Source organism: Pseudomonas moraviensis (assembly GCF_900105805.1).
GTDB classification, from domain to species: Bacteria; Pseudomonadota; Gammaproteobacteria; order Pseudomonadales; family Pseudomonadaceae; genus Aquipseudomonas; species Aquipseudomonas moraviensis_A.
This window is the reverse complement of sequence record NZ_LT629788.1, coordinates 1,862,466-1,877,660: the sequence shown is the minus strand read 5'-3', so window position 1 is coordinate 1,877,660 and position 15,195 is coordinate 1,862,466. Positions and strand designations below refer to the sequence as shown.

Sequence of the window (15,195 nt, the reverse complement as noted above, 5' to 3'; positions counted from 1 at the left end):
GCAAGGTTCGATCACTTCGCCGTAGCGGCGGTTTCGATCAGGCTGGCGACGGCTTTCGGGTTCGACACCATTACCACGTGCGACGCGCCTTTGACCACAACGGTCTGCTTGGCGTGTGCCCGCTCGGCCATGAACGCCAGGGCTTGCGCCGGGATGTTCTTGTCCTGGTCACCGTAGACAAAGTACGACGGCACGGTTTTCCACGCTGGCTCGGTGGCGGCTTCGTTGAGCGCGGCGACGGTGACCGGGCGCTGGGTGGCGGCCATCAACTTCGCATCCGCCTGAGACACATCGGCTGCGAACTGATCGTGGAATTTGTCTTGCTGGATGTACAAATCCTTGCCGCCATCGGCCAGGGCAACCGGGGCCGACAGGGTCGGGCCAAGGGTGCTGCCGGGGAAACGCCCGGACAACTCGGCAGCGGTTTCACCCTTTTCCGGCGCGAATGCAGCGACGTACACCAGCGCTTTGACATTGGCATTGCCATAAGCGGCTTCGCTGATCACCGGGCCACCGTAGGAGTGGCCGACCAGCACCACCGGAGTTTTCACGCTGGCCAGCACATCAGCCACCGATTGCGCATCACCCTTGACCGAACGCAGCGGGTTGGCGGCGGCGATCACCGGGTAGCCATCCTTCTCGAGAATCTTGACCACGCCGTTCCAGCTGCTCGAATCGGCGAAGGCACCGTGCACCAGCACCACGGTAGGTTTGACCGGCGCGGCGAACGCAGCGGTGGCGCCGAACATGGCGGCGGTGAGGGCGAGGGTTGCGAAGACTTTGTTCATGGTGATGTCCTGTCGTTTGATTAGGGTAGGAATGGAAGCGACAGGGGTATTTAGCGCGCTAAATGTGTCAGTTCTGTGTGCGCATGGCCGAACTTCGCATGCGTGTGTATCCGGGTTGGCGAAAGCTACATGCTGATACAAACCGGTCGATCCTTCAGATCGCGCGGCGGATCTTGCCCGGGGCCTCGCCGTAGATTTCCTTGAATTTCTTGCTGAACGCCGCTTGCGACTGATATCCGACCTGCACGGCAATGTCGTTAAGGCCCAGATGCGAATGGCTGAGCAGACTGAATGCCAGTTCCATGCGCAACTGGGTCAGCAGCACCCACGGCGACACGCCAGCGACCCGGGCAAATGTACGCATGAAGGTTGCGCGGGACATGTTAGCGGTGTCGGCCATGGCCTCGATGGTCCATTCGTGTGCCGGGTCGGCCAATATCGCCTGACAGGTTCGACCAAGGCGCTGGTCGCCAAGCAGCGCCAGGGTACTTTTGTCGTGATCGGCCCGGGCCAGATGCGCACGCAGGATCAAGGTGAACAAGGCCTGGGACAGCGAGTCGAGAAGAAATCGTGCGCCCGGTTGCTCGCTGTCGGCTTCGCTGCGCAACAGCGCGACCAGGGCTGTCAGCGGCGCATCCACCGGCAAGCCATCGTTGGCAATCAACAGGTAGTCGGGGAGGGCAGCGAACAGCATCGACGCGCGGTTGTAATGAAAGCCACCGCAGAGCATGTCCAGATCGGCGCTCGCGCCACCCAGCCGATAGATTGGCAACACCCCGCCGGGAATCAGCGTTGGCGCCATCGGCGCTACGTTTTTACCGGTGCTGTGCAGCACATGTGGCGTGCCCCGTGGCAGCAAAAGAATATCGCCGGCGCGCATCGCCAGGCGTTGTCCGCTCGCCAGCTCAACCCGGCATTCACCTTCGAGGACGATGTGATAGGGCGCCTTGCCCAAGGCTTCCTGTTGGTGATCACGTGCCCAGTCGCCCTGAAACTGGCAACGCAGATCCAGGCCGCCGCGCACGTTGGCCAGGCTGATGAGTTTATCGAGCGAGTTCATTGGCACGCATCACGATGGAGTCCGCAAAGTTGAGACGATTGAGCAAGACGTTGAGCATGACCGACAAAAGCGCGATTCGATAGCACCGCAGACTGACTCCACTTTCATTGATCTGGAGAAGTCGCATGTTCACCTCAATCAACGCCGGACTACAACAGCTCGGCAAACTCGATCGCCTCGGCATTCCGCTGATGCGCGTGGCCATCGCCATCGTGTTCCTGTGGATCGGTGCGTTGAAGTTCGTGCCGTACGAAGCCGACAGCATCACGCCCTTCGTCGCCAACAGCCCGGTGATGTCGTTCTTCTACGAACACCCTCAGGACTACAAGGCGCACCTGAGCCACGAGGGCGAGCTGAACGCCGACAAGCGCGCCTGGCAGACCGCGAACAACACCTACGGTTTTTCCACCGGGCTCGGCGTGGTGGAAATCCTCATCGGTCTGCTGGTCCTGTCCAATCCGCTTTCCCGCCGTACCGGCCTGCTCGGCGGCGCTCTGGCATTCGCTACGCCGCTGGTGACCCTGAGCTTTCTGGTCACGACACCTGAAGCCTGGGTAGCTGCGCTGGGCGATGGTGAGCATGGCTTTCCCTATCTGTCCGGCGCCGGGCGCCTGGTGCTCAAAGACGTCCTGATGCTCGCCGGAGCGCTGCCGGTAATGGCCGATTCCGCACGCCAATTGCTGACTGAACGTCAGGCCTGAATTCCCTCATCCTTTATAGAGAGACAACTCCATGAAAACGCTTTTCGCTTTGACCCTGGCCATCGTCGCCGGCAACGTGTTCGCCGCCACCGAACCTGCACAAACCGGCGTGCCACTGGATATCGCCAAAACCATCAGCATCACCGACACCAGCGCCGCCTGCGGAATCGTCCCGGTGGAGGTCGTCTATGAAGACAGTCACGGTCAGCGGCATGTCGCCACGTACACCGTGCTGGGCAATGGCTGCGGTGGCGATTAGCTCAAGTTTGCCCCAGCACTGTAGCGGACTCGATTTTGGCAGTCCGCTGCAGCGTTTCCGGAACACCGATCAACAGCAGCAGGAACGCCGCCGCTGCGACCCCGGCGAGGGTCAGGAATGCCGCGCTGTAACCGGCAGCCTCGACGACGAACCCGGCCAGTCCATTGCTCAACGCCGCCCCCAGACCAAACGCGGTGGTCAGTGCGCCGAGGCTGACATTGAAATGTCCGGAGCCGAGCGTGAGATCCTTGACCATCACCGGGAACAGCGCCCCGAAAAGCCCGGCGCCAACACCGTCGAGCAACTGCACGGCGACCAGCCAATAGGGATCATCCGAGAAGGTGTAGAGCAACCCGCGCAGCGGCAGGATCAGGAAACCCGCCAGCAACAACGGTTTGCGCCCCCAGACATCGGCTTTCGCACCGGCCAGTAGCGCCATCGGCACCATGACCAGTTGCGCGGCGACGATGCATGCCGACGTCAGCGGCGTGGCCATGTGCAGGTTGGCTTGCGCGAGTTTCTGGCTCACCAGCGGCAGCATCGCCGCGTTGGCCAGGTGGAACAGCGCGCAGCACAGGGCAAACATCAGCAGCGGTCGATTGCTCAGCAGCACCTTGAACCCGGACGGCTGATGGCTTTGATCGCCAGGCTGCAGCCCCCGCGCCACATCATGATCGATCGCCTCGGCCGAGACGAACAGCACGGCAACCACGCTGGCCAGCGCCATGACCGCCATCAAATAAAACACCGCCACCGGACCGAACAGGTAAGCGAATAAACCGGCCAACAACGCCGCACACGCGTTGCCGGCGTGGTTGAACGTCTCGTTGCGGCCAGTGCGCCGAGTAAATGCCCGGGGGCCGGTAATGCCCAGCGTGATCGCGGAAATCGCCGGGGCGAAAATCGACGCAGCCGCTGCGCTCAAGGCTTGGGTCAACGCCACCAGAGTGAATGAAGAAATGAACGGCAGGACCAGACAACTCGCCGTCACCAGTAGCGCGGCGATGATGATCAACGCACGTTTCGCGCGGCTGCTGTCAACCAGTGCTCCGGCGGGTGTTTGCGTGACCAGCGCGGCAATACCGGCGAGGGTCATGACCACACCGATGCTGGCCGGGTCCCAGTGGTGCACGGCGAGCAAGTAAATGGCGAGGTACGGCCCGAGGCCGTCGCGAACATCCGCGAGGAAGAAATTCAGACTGTCCAGCGAGCGGTTGTTGCGGCGATCGAGATGGCTGATCACGAGGGCAGTCTCTTGAAAGTGAGGTCTGCGTAAATGTATCAACCTCGGCAAACCTAATGACCGAAGCGGCGGGGGATTAGTTGCAGGACGGCGGAGCAGTTGCTGCTCCGCAGATATTCATGCGTCAGGCGTTTGCAGTACCTCGATCCACAATGCACCTTTGCCCGATGCCGCTTCGCCGACACGCTTCAGGGCGCCATCCTTGCTCACCGCGTAAGTACCGACCTTGGCACTTTTCTCGCCCGTGACCAGCAGCCAGCGGCCATCGGGCGAGAAGGCGATGTTGCGCGGTTGTTGTTCCTGCACCGAGTAGTTGTCGAGGAAGGCCAGTCGGCCTGTTGCCGGATTCACGGAAAACGCCGAAACGCTGCTACTGGTACGTTCACTCATCAGCAGCAGCTTTCCGTCCGGCGACATGCGCAGGTCAGCGGCCCAGATGCGCGGGGTCGGGTCGTCTTTCAGATCGTTGTTGCGCGCATCACGGATTTCGCCGTGGGCCAGTTTCAAACGCTCGGGAATGCCATTGGCTGCAGCGATTCGGGTCAGCGCGCCGCTGCTTTGGTCGATTGAAAACGCGGTCACGGTGCCACTCATTTCGCCCACGACGTAAAGGAATTTGCCGTCCGGCGAGAATGCCAGATGGCGAGGGCCGGTTTTCTCCGGGACGCTGACCGAACCACTGCCAATCGGGCTGAGCTCACCGGTCTGGGCATTCAGGCGGTATTGCAGAACCTTATCGGTGCCCAGGTTGCCGGCGTAGGCAAAGCGATTGCTCGGCTCGGTGCGAATCGAATGCGCATGCAGGCCGGTCGGGTAGCGCAGGATGCTGGCGGAAGGTTGTTGATCCTCGCCGATCTTCTGAACGCTGAGGGCGTCGGCGCCGTAAGACGCCGCGAGCAGGTAGCGACCTTTTCGGTCGGTCGACAGGTAGGCCATGCTCTCTGCCAGAGGCGCCTGGGTAAACTTTGTCAAATGACCGCTGTGGGGATCGATCCGGTAGCCCAGAACCTGAAAAGGTTTGACCCGCAAGGCTGCAAACAGCACCTTGCCATCCGGGGTGAGGGCCATGGGATTGACCTGGTCACCGGCCTGGATCTGTTCGACCAGGGTGAGCGCGCCGTTGTCCGGCTCGAGGCGGTATTGCGAGATCAGACCGTCACCGGGACTTGAGATGTAGGCGTAGGTCGCGGCATTGGCAGTCACGCTAAGGGTTGAGGCAAGCGCAGCGATCAAAAGGGTTCTTTTCATCATTTCCAGCCGTATTGTTTTTGTGATCAGTCATCCTATGAGTGATTGGCGGGGGCATCAATGTCTATTTGGCCGATCTGTACTCCGGTCGCGCCTCTGTCACAGCGTCGATTCAGCTGGGATGGATCGGTGAAAATGATCGGGGAGGGCAATGCCTCGGCAGATATGAAACATTTCTACATACTCTCCCATTAGCGTTGTTGTACGACATCCTACTAATGTGCCGGACTGCATTCGTTCACACAAAAACAATAACGGAGATACCCCTATGACGAGCATGGCTCCACTCGATCATCAGGCCGCTGCGAAACCGCAAAACCTGTTCCTGCGAACGCTGAAACTGCTCGGCCCCGGCATCATCGCCGTGCTGTCGTGGCTTGGCGCGGGCGACCTGATCACGTCCTCGGTGGCCGGCGCGAATTACGGCTACGCCATGATGTGGGTGCTGGCGGTCTCGTTGTTGCTTCGGTACTTGATCGTCAACATCATTGCCCGCTTTCAGCTATGCAATAACCAGGGCATGACCATCCTTCAGGGCTATGCCCAGCTCAATCCGGTGTTTGCCTGGTTCATGCTGGTTTACGCCTTGTTGATGGGGCACTTGATGAACGCCTACATGATCAAGGGGGCAGGCGAGTCGCTGGCGATGCTGTTCAAGATCGATCAGCCATTGCTGTGTTCGGTGGCGGTGGTGCTGGCGGTCTGGATGCTCGTCGGGCGCAACATCTACACGATGATCGAAGGCGTAATGAAACTGCTGCTGGCGATCATGACGCTGGCCTTCATCGCTCTGGCGGTGATGTCCGGCCCGGATGTCACCGGCATCATCAAAGGCACCATCGGCTTCAGCATTCCGCCTGACGAGGGCGTGCACGGCGCGTTGCTGGTGGCGGTCTCGGTGATCGGTGCGGTCGCCGGTTCGATCGCCAACTTCGTGCACCCCTACGTCATGCGCCAGAAAGGCTGGATCGGGCCGCAGCACAAGCGCATTCAGCGTAACGATCTGCTGTTTGCGGTGTTCGTCGGGATCATCATCAACCTGGCGATCTGGATCGTCGGTGCGGAAATCCTGCGACCGAACGGTATCGAGGTGAAAACCTTAGGCGATCTGGGCAAGGCGCTGGAAATCTACTTCGGCCCGATTGGCTGGTATGTGTTCTTCATCGGCGTATTCGCGACGTTGTTTGCCAGCATTTCCGGCAAGACCACGGCGTTTCCGATGCTGATCACCGATGCCTTCCAGCACGTTCGCCCTGAGCGGCGCGAGAAGTACGGCAAAGAGTTCCATCACGACCCGATGCACAAGTGGTTCATGCTGTTCATCCTGGTCACGCCGCTGATCTGGTCGATGCCGGGCATGCCGGATTTCGTCACCCTGACCATTGGTGTCAGCGCGTTGAACATCATTGGTTTGCCGGTGATTTCCCTGGGCTTGCTGATCATGTCCAATCAGAAATCGCTGCTGGACAAGCAATACCGCAACAACCTGTTCGAAAACATCGCGCTGTTGTTTGCCACTGGGCTGGCGTTGTGGGTGGCTTTTCAACTGGGCGTTGATCTGTTCACCTGATGACCAGAAATCGAGGGGGCATACGCCCCCTCGAATCGCCCCTTACAACGGCACATCCATCTCGATCCTGCGCCAGGCGGCCTCGGAAAAGCTGTACACCGAGAATGCGATCAGCCCCAACGCCATCAGCATCAACAGCACGCCGCCAGCCGGCAGATTCTGCAAAGCATCCAGCGCTTCCTTCATGCCGGGTGGATTCGTTGCCTGGTAAACCGAGCCGCTGACCGCCATCAACAGCGCAATCTCGATAAACACCACACCTCGCGCAATCAAGCCAAAGCGCGACACCGGGCGCACGTAGCGCATCACTTCGTCATCCGCTTCGAAGTACTTCTCGAACGAGGCCTTCCAGCCTTTGATGATGTGGGCGATACCGACACCGAGCGGAATCAGCGCGATCAGGTAGATCAATAGATTCGAGTGTTCGAACGACAGCAGATGCGCGAGCAGATCCCTGGTCTTGCCATCGCCGGAGCCGCCCGAACTCCTGAGGCCACTCACCAAAAGGCCCAAGGCAAAGAAGGCCAGCGCCGCGTTGACCATACCGCCAGCAAGCAAGCCTGCACGAATGACCAGACCCTTGAACTCATTGCCGTGGTGGTCGATGTCACGAATCGCTTGCAGCGCCCGCCAAGCGGCGAAGGCCAGCAGACCGGCGACCACAACGCCGATCAGCACGTAGCCGAAGGGTTGGCTGAGCAATGCTTCGAGGCTTTTGTGGCTGTCTTTTGGTTTGGTGGAGTCATGGGCGGCGAGCAGGGCGAAAATGCCGATGATCAGGTACAGAACACCGCGCGCGGCGTATCCGCCTCGGGCGAGCAGGACAAGGGTGTGTTGAGTGGACATGAGTTTGCTTCCAGGGAATCGATGTGAAGCAGACCCGTGGACGGGGCAGGGGTTCGATTAAGGTTGTGGGTCAGGTCACCCTTGAGTGACGTGCGCCCTTAACGGCCTGCCATTCAACGGATCAAGGATTCTCTCCAGCACTCTGGCGACGGAAGAACACTGTCACCTGGCCGACCTCAACACCCCACTTGGACATACTGGTGCGGTTGATCAACGTGTCTTCGTCGATCAGGTACATCCAGTCGTCCATGCTCACCTCGTAGGTCGAATCGTCGACGGGCAGGTTCAGGCGATACCGCCAGTGGAAAGTATTTCCTGCAATCTGTCCCTTTGCGACACCGACCACGTCGCCCGCGCGACCGCTCCAGCGGCCATTCTCCTCGGGAGTGAGGGTCCAGATTCGGCGTTGATGGGTACCGTCGCTATACACAAAGCGCTCGTCGAGAATCAGGTTGTTGCCTTCGCGACGACTGACGAGGTCGACCTCGAAACGCTTGGTCACTTCGCCGTTGCGCTTCTGGAACATCCCCCAGGCTTTGACGGGCTGGCTGAAAAAATGCTCCAGACTCAATGCAGGTTGCTGGTCTGCGTACCGAGCAACATCGACACTGCCGCAGCTTGCAATGCTGAGCGACACTACTAATAGCAGCAGAAATCGGGTCATCTTCCTACTCCTTGAGCTTGTACAGTTAACCAGCGGCGTATAGGCCTAGTGCCGTCCGATGAGCTGGAGAAATTCCTGCCGCGTCGTCGAACTATCACGGAAGGCACCGAGCATGACGGAGGACGTCATGACCGAATTCTGCTTCGCGACACCGCGCATCATCATGCACATGTGCCTGGCTTCAATGACCACCGCGACACCGGCGGCATCGGTGATCTGCTGGATGGCTTGAGCAATCTGCTGAGTAAGGTTTTCCTGAATCTGCAGCCGCCGCGCGAACATGTCGACCACCCGCGCCACCTTCGATAGTCCCAACACCCGGCCAGTGGGGATGTACGCCACATGCGCCTTGCCGATAAATGGAAGCATGTGATGCTCGCACAGCGAATAAAGCTCGATGTCGTTGACGATTACCATCTCATCACTTTGCGATTCGAACAGAGCACCGTTGGTCACGTCTTCCAGGCTCAACGCGTAGCCGTCGCACAGGTATCGCATGGCCTTGGCGGCCCGCTCGGGCGTGTCCCGCAGACCTTCGCGCTCAGGGTTCTCGCCGACGCCAACGAGGATCTCACGGTAATGGCTGGCTAACTCTGGGCTCATTCGGGTTACTCGTGGCGAGTGCTGCGTGAGGGCTAATGTCGGGTGAAAAAGGTTGTACGTATATGAGGAATCTGTATAGGTTTTATTGAAGATAGGCTGAAAAAGATCAACTGACAACGAATCGGCGGTTTTTTTGTGCAGACGTGAAATTTCAGACAGGACAAACTTAAGGCGAGGTTCAGTCAGTGGCTTGATACGGGCTGGCAGATGGCTGTTTTGGATCGAGAGCTCACGGGGGGGAATGGGGCAGCTATCGGCCATAAGCGGTCGCTCAATTCGACTCGATAATTCCCACCCGAGCGTGCATCATCGCGCTCGCCACGATCCCGACGTGGCATCGAAGCCATCAGTGCAGAACATGCCCGCCCGCAAGAAAAAGCCCTTTGAAATGGAAGTCATCTCATGTTCGAACGTAACAAACTGGTTCCGGAGTTAATGGTCACCAACCTGGATAGCAGCCTGGCTTTTTGGGTTTCTCGTCTGGGGTTCAAGGTAGCTTATCAACGCCCGGAAGATGGATTTGCATACCTGGATTTGAATGGTGCTCAAGTAATGCTTGAGCAGGTTGATTCGAACGCGGGTCAATGGCTGACTGCGCCGTTGACCAAGCCGTTTGGAAGAGGCATCAACCTGCAGATTGATGTTGAGGCTGTCGCCCCCATCATCCAAAAACTTGATTCGGCTGGATGTCCACTCTATCGAGAATGCAAAGACACTTGGTATCGGGCTGACAATGCAGAAGTAGGCCAGCGCGAATTCATCGTACTGGATCCCGACGGTTATCTCGTAAGGTTGGTAGAGAGGTTGGGTGAGCGGCCGGCTTGCTCAATCTGAATCTGAGCCAATCCGACCGTCAGCTTTGGGTCGTTTTCTGCCTGTGACGGCAGGCAGAAAACCAGCCTAATTGGTCGGACGTTACCGAAAATAGCCTCCAAATGTGGCCCTTCCTTAGCGCTCGGTTCGCCGCCCTGCGACGTCTTGCTCCACGAACAAAACCTCCTTTATCGACAACACCTCGTATATTTGGGTGTGATACGGCGCGATTTTCGAAATTAGGCAACGGGAATTATTCAATTGACCAGAGACACCAAAACCGAAGCTGATAAAAATGGATCAGCAGAACAATTCATAAACGTCGAACTCGCCGACCTGGCAGTCACTTTCGGTTTACCTGCAAAGCGCTTCCAGGAAGAATTGGCGAAATTTGGCTGGGGCATGATTCTCGATGAGGCGAACCGTTTGGCGCACATGGATGAGTTTGACCGTATGACTGAACTGCGTAAGCAGAACAAGGAGCGCGTAAGACAAGATGTGCATCCGACCTGGGCGCATCTAGTACAAGCTGCGAAAGAATTCCTCCCTCATCTAGCATCGCGGGTGCCTGGCACTCCTACGACCCCTCCTGACCGGCTGACAGGCTATGTCTATGTTTTATTTGATGGGATAACGGGGCTGAGCAAAATCGGGCACACCAAGACGGCTGGCCGTCGGCAGCGTGCACAGATGGGCGGCCATGGGAGCCCTATCGTCAATGTCGTAAACGTCAAAGTTGCAGACTGCCTTGCGGCCGAAACGCAGTGCCATGAGCATTTTGCCCAGTACCGCACAAATGGTGAGTGGTTTAGTGCGCAACTCGAGGAAATTATTCAGTATGTTGATACGGAATTGGACTGGCTGGGTGCCGACTACGAGAATCAGGAGACGCTTGAGCACTACATCCATCACTGCCAGTCCGGAAACAGAGAAGAGGCTAAGGCGGTATTGAGGAAGGGGCGAAGCAGACATTCACGGTTCAAGCCTACCAGCGGCGGACAGGCATGGGGAGACATTTAAAGCCCACAAGTTTCAGAAATCGTCCCAGCCCACATTAAATTAAACGTCCGCTTCTGGCCGACAACTGCCGCTCACGGGCGATATCTCTGGGCCAAGAAGCGCCTATTGATTACATTTTTGGGCGCGCAGAATCAGGAAGCCGGCAATGACAATCAAAACAATTCCAGCCCATGTAAAGGTGTCCGGCGTTTCCTGGAACAGTACATAACCCCAAAGGCAGGCGAAAACCAGGTACGCATAATCGAAAGTCCCGATAAGTGCTGGAGGCGCAACCTGGTAGGCCTTGGCGGTAGCCGTATTTATGAAAATCAGGGCGCAGGCGTAACAGAAGATAAAAAGCATCTCCTGCCAACCGGGCGTCTGCCAGGGAGAGAGTAGAAATGCAGCACCAGCAACTGTGGACTCACTGACCATCAGCGATGCGCCGCCTCCGATTACGGCGGCGAAAAGAAAAGCGATATTTAAGCCCAGCGCCAATACCAGTGGATGTTCATTGCGACAATGTCGACGTGTCACAACCATCGCGACCGCGTAGAAAACAGCCGCAATCACAGGTAGCAGAGTTGCAAGGACGAAAACATCTGATCCCGGGCGTAACACTGTGGCGACACCCGCGAAACCTATTCCTATCGCAACCCAACCTCGCAGTGATAACGGCTCACCTCCGTAAAGGGTGGAGAAAAGCGCTATGAAAAGGGGAGTTGTGTAGATCGCCACGGCAGCCACTGATAACGGGATCAACGGTAACGCCGAGTAGTACGTTACCCACATTAACAGCAGCAGAATGCTCCTGATTGTCACCCAAAACATCGAGGCGGTTGAGTATCGACCCGATCTGACGTCCCTTGCGAGCCAGGCTACAAGGGTGGGCACCGACAGGCAGGAGACGATGAGGAACAACTGCCAGAGTGGAAGTCTGGCGCTGAAATATTTGACTGCTGCATCGGCCAGCGAAAGGAGAAAGACAGCAGCGCTTATCAGCAATATGCCCTTGGCAACACTGTCGCCGCTTGCACTGTACTTGCTCACGAATCGCACTCCTGTTCCTTCAGTGAACTGAGAATTTAACAGATGGTGGCGAATTCTCAGGGCAAATAGCCGACACGCCAGACGGCGATTTTCATTCCTGACCGTTGTCCGCTTCTGGCCATAAGCAGCCCTTCAAGGCCGCTCGTTTTTCAGGCGGCAGAGGCCCACCCCGTCGCCGCTACCTGGCGCTCACCGTCCACAACTGATCCAGCTTCGTCGTATAACTCTGGCTCATAAGCTCCCGACGCATCGCCCATCCCGGTGCTGTAGGCACGCTGGCTACACGCAGCACTCCCTTTCCCCAGCGACCATTGATCTCATCCAGCACACCCATCACCTTGTCTGCCATCGCCGGCTGGGATTGCGCGAACAGGTCATCGGTGAATTCGCCAGGCTGGCGCAGATCCATCAGCAGCACTTCCGCCTTGCTGTACTTGTAGCCGGGACGGAAGAGACGATTGACCGCTTCGGTCGCAGCCTTCGTCATCAGCCGCACGTCGTTGGTCGGGTACGGTAACTCCACCAAGGCGCCATTGGCATATTTCGCTTCCTCAGGATTGAACATGCCGGTGCGAATGCTCACGCGGATCTTCTTGCACAGCGAGTTTTGCGCTCGGAGTTTTTCTGCCGCACGTTGAGTGTAGGTGGCGACGGCCTCTTTGATCGGCTCGATCTGCGTGAGCCGGTTGCCGAACATCCTACTGCAGCAGATCTCCTGCTTGGGTGGATCAGCTTCACCCTGTTCCAGGCATGAGGTGCCGGCGAGCTCCCGAGCCGTTTTCTCGATCACCACGCTGAATTTCTGGCGAAGCATCCACGGATCGGCTTTCGCCAGGTCCATCGCGGTCTTGATGCCCATTGTTTCCAGGTGTGCCTTCATGCGCCGGCCGACGCCCCAGACCTCGCCGACATCGGTGTTGCGCAACGTCCAGTCCCGTTTGAACGGATCGCACAGATCCACCACGCCGCCAGTGATGTCCAGCAGCCGTTTGGCTGTGTGGTTGGCGAGCTTGGCCAGCGTCTTCGTCCGTGCGATGCCCACTCCGACTGGAATGCCGGCGCGTTTGAGAAGTGTTGAGCGTATGTGCCTGCCAAGCGCGGACAGATCTCCGGGCATGCCAGTCAAATCGGCAAATGCCTCATCGATGCTATAGACCTCAAGTGCCGGCACCATCGATTCGATGATGGTCATGACGCGCTCGCTCATGTCGCCGTACAGCGCGTAATTACTGCTGAAAGCCACGATTCCATGCCGGCGTAGATGGTCTTTGATCTGAAAGTACGGCTGACCCATTTTCACGAAAGGCTTGGCATCGTAACTACGCGCGATCACACAGCCGTCGTTGTTGGACAGCACCACGATAGGGGTCTTTGCCAGGTCGGGCCTGAAGACGCGCTCGCAGCTCGCGTAAAACGAGTTGCAGTCGATGAGTGCAAAAACCGGTTCACGCATGGTCATGATCACGGACGCTGTATTTCACGACACCCCAGATCACCAGCTCATCGCCTTCCATGACATGTCTCGCCGGGTATTTCGGATTCTCCGACAAAAGCATCACGGCGTTCTCGCGCAAAAGCAGGCGCTTGCAGAATGGCTCCGAGTTCAACGCAGCGATGACGATATCGCCACTGACCGCCTCGATGCTCCGATCGACGATCACCATATCCCCGGAATAGATGCCCGCGCCTTGCATGCTGTCGCCATCGATCCTCACCAGATACACGTGCGGCGCCCGGATATCGAACAGCTCATCCAGGGAAATGTGCTTTTCGATGTGGTCCGCCGCAGGGGAGGGGAAGCCCGCCGGTACCCTGGCGGAATAAAGGGGCAGCTTCTTGCCGCCAGTAGCGAGTGGGCCGAGAAGAATGATGCTCATGATGCAAGCCTTAGGAGGTTAACTGTACGTACATACAGTTAACGATTTGGTTCGCTTGCGGTCAATCTCATAGGCACCACAATTCGACGGGTGACAGCATGTGCGGACGCTACTCGATCTACGAATCGATGGATCACTACCTCAAGGAGCTTGCGCCAAGGCAGTTGGTGATCAATGGCTATGACCTCTGGCCCGTTGAGCGATACAACGTCGCACCGTCGACGCGGGTGGAAATCATCCGGCCGGTTAGGGAGGGCTTGAGCATTGACAAGGTCAGATGGGGATGGGCGCCTTTCTGGGCGAAGGGAAAGCGTCCTGACCCGATCAACGCAAGAGTCGAGACCGTCATCACCGGCAAATTTTTCAATCAGCTCTGGCCAGACGGACGCGTACTCGCGCCGGCGAACGGCTGGTTCGAGTGGGTCAAGGACGAAGAAGATCCGAAGAAAAAGCAGCCGTATTTCATCACCCTGAAAGAGCAGATTCCGATGTTCTTCGCAGGGTTGGCCGAGGTGCACGAAGCTCTGGAACCGGACGAACGGGACGGCTTCGTCATCATCACCGCGGCAAGTGATGAAGGCATGGTCGATATCCACGACCGCAAGCCCTTGGTCTTGGCGCCTGAGCATGCGCGTGAATGGATCGACCCCAATACCTCACCTGAACGCGCTCGCGAATTAGCCATGGAGCACTGCAGGCCGGCGACAGATTTCCATTGGTACAAGGTTGGCAAGGATGTGGGCAACGTGCGTAACCAAGGCCCGCAGCTCATTCAGCCGCTCTCCTTGGCCTCGGATGTCGACGATTGATAAACCAGCGGTGGAAAAATCGACGTGGCTGGCTCAGCTGCTGCAACACCGGGCAATAAGCAGGGAAGCCGCCGAGCATACGGGGAAGAGCTGCGGAAAGGGCGGTTGCCCTTCGGTGCGGAGGCAACACCGATGACGTATGTTTCTCCAAAGAGTGGCCGACAATATCTGGTCGTCAGCGCTGGCGGTAATTCGGCGACGACGCAGAAGGGTGATTACGTGGTGGCATATGCGCTGCCGCAGTGAAGGAAGGGGAAAAACTGATGGGTAAACGTTTATCAAGAGTGATCGCATTGACAGGATTACTGGCAGGACAAGCGCTGGCCGCCGAAGACAATGGCCTGGTGGTACGCATCGCGCAACTTGAAATCGACCCTGCACAGGTTGCGGCCTATCAAGCCGCAGTCAAAGAAGAGATCTCTGAGTCGACTCGAGTAGAGCCCGGCGTCATATCCATCTACGCCGTGGCCGAAGTCGACCGTCCAAACTGGTTTCATTTTTTCGAAATCTACGCCAGCGACTCGGCATATCGAAGCCATATCGAATCGCCGCACTTCAAAAAGTACGCTGTTACTACGAAATCGATGATTCTGTCGAAGCGCCTGATTGAAACCACCCCGATCGAGCTTGGTTCACGGTCTGGCCGATAACCGGCTGCGCGCTGG

General features: G+C 57.9%; 17 protein-coding genes. 7 read left to right on the top strand and 10 right to left on the bottom strand.

Annotated elements, in window-relative coordinates; all coding sequences use genetic code 11:
- Nucleotides 1-11: 11 nt before the first annotated feature.
- Nucleotides 12-788 (bottom strand): alpha/beta fold hydrolase, encoded by a 777-nt coding sequence (locus BLU71_RS08630; RefSeq protein WP_042609995.1) that lies wholly within the window; start codon nucleotides 786-788, stop codon nucleotides 12-14.
- A gap of 154 nt (nucleotides 789-942) precedes the next feature.
- On the bottom strand, nucleotides 943-1,848 hold the full coding sequence (locus BLU71_RS08625) for an AraC family transcriptional regulator (protein ID WP_083352817.1): 906 nt from the start codon (nucleotides 1,846-1,848) through the stop codon (nucleotides 943-945).
- Between the two features lie 125 nt (nucleotides 1,849-1,973).
- On the opposite strand from BLU71_RS08625, the gene rclC reads away from it, so the two are divergent.
- Together rclC and BLU71_RS08615 are read left to right on the top strand one after the other, a co-directional pair.
- On the top strand, nucleotides 1,974-2,549 hold the full coding sequence (gene rclC / locus BLU71_RS08620) for a reactive chlorine resistance membrane protein RclC (RefSeq protein WP_064362412.1): 576 nt from the start codon (nucleotides 1,974-1,976) through the stop codon (nucleotides 2,547-2,549).
- 31 nt (nucleotides 2,550-2,580) lie between these two features.
- Nucleotides 2,581-2,808: a DUF2790 domain-containing protein gene (locus BLU71_RS08615; RefSeq protein ID WP_042609992.1), complete on the top strand. Its 228-nt coding sequence runs from the start codon at nucleotides 2,581-2,583 to the stop codon at nucleotides 2,806-2,808.
- 1 nt (nucleotide 2,809) lies between these two features.
- On the opposite strand, the gene BLU71_RS08610 is transcribed toward BLU71_RS08615, so the two are convergent.
- Nucleotides 2,810-4,051: an MFS transporter gene (locus BLU71_RS08610; RefSeq protein ID WP_083352816.1), complete on the bottom strand. Its 1,242-nt coding sequence runs from the start codon at nucleotides 4,049-4,051 to the stop codon at nucleotides 2,810-2,812.
- A 117-nt stretch (nucleotides 4,052-4,168) separates the two neighbouring features.
- On the bottom strand, nucleotides 4,169-5,302 hold the full coding sequence (locus BLU71_RS08605) for a lactonase family protein (protein ID WP_083352815.1): 1,134 nt from the start codon (nucleotides 5,300-5,302) through the stop codon (nucleotides 4,169-4,171).
- Between the two features lie 274 nt (nucleotides 5,303-5,576).
- Between BLU71_RS08605 and BLU71_RS08600 the strand changes: the two genes are divergently transcribed.
- Nucleotides 5,577-6,869: an Nramp family divalent metal transporter gene (locus tag BLU71_RS08600; RefSeq protein ID WP_371919852.1), complete on the top strand. Its 1,293-nt coding sequence runs from the start codon at nucleotides 5,577-5,579 to the stop codon at nucleotides 6,867-6,869.
- Between the two features lie 42 nt (nucleotides 6,870-6,911).
- On the opposite strand, the gene BLU71_RS08595 is transcribed toward BLU71_RS08600, so the two are convergent.
- The 3 genes from BLU71_RS08595 to folE form a co-directional block, all read right to left on the bottom strand.
- On the bottom strand, nucleotides 6,912-7,715 hold the full coding sequence (locus tag BLU71_RS08595) for a DUF1206 domain-containing protein (RefSeq protein WP_083352814.1): 804 nt from the start codon (nucleotides 7,713-7,715) through the stop codon (nucleotides 6,912-6,914).
- Between the two features lie 121 nt (nucleotides 7,716-7,836).
- A complete protein-coding gene (locus tag BLU71_RS08590) occupies nucleotides 7,837-8,379 on the bottom strand; it encodes a DUF3833 domain-containing protein (protein ID WP_083352813.1) in 543 nt (180 codons plus the stop codon).
- 45 nt (nucleotides 8,380-8,424) lie between these two features.
- Nucleotides 8,425-8,982: a GTP cyclohydrolase I FolE gene (folE, locus tag BLU71_RS08585; protein ID WP_083352812.1), complete on the bottom strand. Its 558-nt coding sequence runs from the start codon at nucleotides 8,980-8,982 to the stop codon at nucleotides 8,425-8,427.
- A gap of 402 nt (nucleotides 8,983-9,384) precedes the next feature.
- Between folE and BLU71_RS08580 the strand changes: the two genes are divergently transcribed.
- Nucleotides 9,385-9,816: a bleomycin resistance protein gene (locus tag BLU71_RS08580; protein ID WP_083352811.1), complete on the top strand. Its 432-nt coding sequence runs from the start codon at nucleotides 9,385-9,387 to the stop codon at nucleotides 9,814-9,816.
- Nucleotides 9,817-10,056: 240 nt separating this feature from the next.
- A complete protein-coding gene (locus BLU71_RS08575; RefSeq protein WP_083352810.1) occupies nucleotides 10,057-10,815 on the top strand; it encodes a GIY-YIG nuclease family protein in 759 nt (252 codons plus the stop codon).
- Nucleotides 10,816-10,917: 102 nt separating this feature from the next.
- On the opposite strand, the gene BLU71_RS08570 is transcribed toward BLU71_RS08575, so the two are convergent.
- The 3 genes from BLU71_RS08570 to BLU71_RS08560 form a co-directional block, all read right to left on the bottom strand.
- Entirely contained in the window at nucleotides 10,918-11,844 is a 927-nt protein-coding gene (locus BLU71_RS08570) for a DMT family transporter (protein WP_133247384.1), read from the bottom strand.
- A 178-nt stretch (nucleotides 11,845-12,022) separates the two neighbouring features.
- On the bottom strand, nucleotides 12,023-13,303 hold the full coding sequence (gene umuC, locus BLU71_RS08565) for a translesion error-prone DNA polymerase V subunit UmuC (protein WP_083352808.1): 1,281 nt from the start codon (nucleotides 13,301-13,303) through the stop codon (nucleotides 12,023-12,025).
- Nucleotides 13,290-13,721: a LexA family protein gene (locus BLU71_RS08560; protein WP_064362391.1), complete on the bottom strand. Its 432-nt coding sequence runs from the start codon at nucleotides 13,719-13,721 to the stop codon at nucleotides 13,290-13,292. Before BLU71_RS08560 ends, umuC begins: the two co-directional genes overlap by 14 nt.
- 98 nt (nucleotides 13,722-13,819) lie before the next feature.
- On the opposite strand from BLU71_RS08560, the gene BLU71_RS08555 reads away from it, so the two are divergent.
- A complete protein-coding gene (locus tag BLU71_RS08555) occupies nucleotides 13,820-14,530 on the top strand; it encodes an SOS response-associated peptidase (RefSeq protein WP_083352807.1) in 711 nt (236 codons plus the stop codon).
- A 263-nt stretch (nucleotides 14,531-14,793) separates the two neighbouring features.
- Nucleotides 14,794-15,180, top strand: coding sequence for a putative quinol monooxygenase (locus tag BLU71_RS08545; protein ID WP_064362386.1), 387 nt, complete (start codon nucleotides 14,794-14,796; stop codon nucleotides 15,178-15,180).
- Nucleotides 15,181-15,195 lie beyond the last annotated feature (15 nt).

Excerpts from the sequence above, each read along its gene's own strand:
- BLU71_RS08630 (WP_042609995.1), bottom strand. The coding sequence starts at position 788 with ATGAACAAAGTCTTCGCAACCCTCGCCCTCACCGCCGCCATGTTCGGC.
- BLU71_RS08625 (WP_083352817.1), bottom strand. The coding sequence starts at position 1,848 with ATGAACTCGCTCGATAAACTCATCAGCCTGGCCAACGTGCGCGGCGGC.
- rclC (WP_064362412.1), top strand. The coding sequence starts at position 1,974 with ATGTTCACCTCAATCAACGCCGGACTACAACAGCTCGGCAAACTCGAT.
- BLU71_RS08615 (WP_042609992.1), top strand. The coding sequence starts at position 2,581 with ATGAAAACGCTTTTCGCTTTGACCCTGGCCATCGTCGCCGGCAACGTG.
- BLU71_RS08605 (WP_083352815.1), bottom strand. The coding sequence starts at position 5,302 with ATGATGAAAAGAACCCTTTTGATCGCTGCGCTTGCCTCAACCCTTAGC.
- BLU71_RS08600 (WP_371919852.1), top strand. The coding sequence starts at position 5,577 with ATGGCTCCACTCGATCATCAGGCCGCTGCGAAACCGCAAAACCTGTTC.
- BLU71_RS08595 (WP_083352814.1), bottom strand. The coding sequence starts at position 7,715 with ATGTCCACTCAACACACCCTTGTCCTGCTCGCCCGAGGCGGATACGCC.
- BLU71_RS08590 (WP_083352813.1), bottom strand. The coding sequence starts at position 8,379 with ATGACCCGATTTCTGCTGCTATTAGTAGTGTCGCTCAGCATTGCAAGC.
- folE (WP_083352812.1), bottom strand. The coding sequence starts at position 8,982 with ATGAGCCCAGAGTTAGCCAGCCATTACCGTGAGATCCTCGTTGGCGTC.
- BLU71_RS08580 (WP_083352811.1), top strand. The coding sequence starts at position 9,385 with ATGTTCGAACGTAACAAACTGGTTCCGGAGTTAATGGTCACCAACCTG.
- umuC (WP_083352808.1), bottom strand. The coding sequence starts at position 13,303 with ATGACCATGCGTGAACCGGTTTTTGCACTCATCGACTGCAACTCGTTT.
- BLU71_RS08560 (WP_064362391.1), bottom strand. The coding sequence starts at position 13,721 with ATGAGCATCATTCTTCTCGGCCCACTCGCTACTGGCGGCAAGAAGCTG.
- BLU71_RS08555 (WP_083352807.1), top strand. The coding sequence starts at position 13,820 with ATGTGCGGACGCTACTCGATCTACGAATCGATGGATCACTACCTCAAG.
- BLU71_RS08545 (WP_064362386.1), top strand. The coding sequence starts at position 14,794 with ATGGGTAAACGTTTATCAAGAGTGATCGCATTGACAGGATTACTGGCA.